Source organism: Vibrio sp. 1069 (assembly GCF_033340555.1).
Window position 1 is genome coordinate 1 of the sequence record NZ_JAWOWP010000555.1, and the last position, 615, is coordinate 615.

The 615-nt window shown below is 48.5% G+C and carries 2 pseudogenes; one reads left to right on the forward strand and one right to left on the reverse strand.

The features are described 5' to 3' along the window. Positions 1-219 (forward strand): annotated as a pseudogene (locus R7040_RS27695) (NO-inducible flavohemoprotein); the annotation flags it as partial. An 82-nt stretch (positions 220-301) separates the two neighbouring features. Here the strand turns inward: R7040_RS27695 and R7040_RS27700 are convergent. Continuing rightward, positions 302-615, reverse strand: a pseudogene (locus R7040_RS27700) (flagellar protein MotX); the annotation flags it as partial.

Sequence of the window (615 nt, forward strand, 5' to 3'; positions counted from 1 at the left end):
AACCAACCAACGGCAGAAGACAAGATAGGTGAAGACTTCCACTTTACCGGCTTTGTAAACCTGCATGAAATCGAAGCCGCACTCAAACAAGACAACGTACAAGTGTACTTCTGTGGTCCGGTGGGCTTTATGCAGCACGTCGCGAAACAGCTACAAGAACTTGGCGTCCCTCAGGAACAATTCCATTACGAATGCTTTGGCCCACATAAGGTGGTTTAAGCGCGTTCACCTATCGGGAAAACAACAAAGCCCACGAAGTGTGGGCTTTGTTGTATGAAGTTACCGAAAATTTTCTGGAGATCTACCAGAACATGTCACGCCTTTTTGCGCGTGCAATGATGTTTTGTGGCATACGCTGTTCTAGCCCACGCCTTAACACGGCAATGCGTTTGTGTTGACGCTGATCGGCGGTCACCGAGTTGTACAACCAGCGGTAAGCATCTTCATAGTCCAACAGACTACCGTAATCGCGTAGCAGCAATTCAGCCAGATGAATACGCGCGTTTAAATTACCCATAGAAGCCGCTTCACGCAAATACGGAATCGCACGCTCTTTGTCTTGTTGCACCAAAGTACCGCGCGAATAGTAACGTCCAATCTGCTCTAATGCCGCAG